This window comes from Gluconacetobacter sacchari (genome assembly GCF_014174255.1).
In the GTDB taxonomy this organism is placed as follows: Bacteria; Pseudomonadota; Alphaproteobacteria; order Acetobacterales; family Acetobacteraceae; genus Gluconacetobacter; species Gluconacetobacter sacchari.
In genome coordinates, this window is sequence record NZ_JABEQJ010000110.1 from 1 (window position 1) to 569 (window position 569).

Annotated in this window: 1 protein-coding gene; it reads left to right on the forward strand. The window is 68.4% G+C overall.

Annotated features, from left to right (window positions below):
- On the forward strand, nt 1–569 hold a 569-nt coding region (locus HLH48_RS22885; protein ID WP_182999737.1), incomplete at both ends, for an IS3 family transposase.

Genomic DNA, 569 nt, shown 5'->3' on the forward strand with positions numbered 1-569 from the left:
GCGGCGGTCTGCCGGGTCTGGAACATCAGCCGGGCGACGCTCTATCGGCACAGGACACCTGTGGCGGCGAGAGCGGAGCCACGGCGGCGCGGTCCGATCGGCCCCATGCCGGACGCAGAACTGGTCGGGCGGATCCGCGGGATCATCACGGCCAGCCCGTTTCATGGTGAGGGACACCGCAAGATCTGGGCGAGACTGCGGGTCGAGGGCGTGCGTACGTCCCGACGCCGGGCGCTGCGCCTGATGCGCGAGAACGACCTGCTGGCCCCCTCGCGGACGGGTGCTCCCAAGGGGCCGCGCAACCATGATGGCACGATCATCCCGGACGCGATCGACATCATGTGGGGCACCGACATGACGTCGACATGGACGCAGGAAGGACAAACCGCCGTCTTCATTGCCATCGACCATTACAGCGGCGAATGCACCGGCATTCATGCCGCCCGACGCGGCACCCGCTTCGAGGCGCTGGAGCCGATACGACAGGGGGTGCGCCGCCACTTCGGCGCCTTCGCCGAGAAGGTCGCGACCGGCCTGTCCCTGCGCCACGATCACGGCAGCCAGTATAT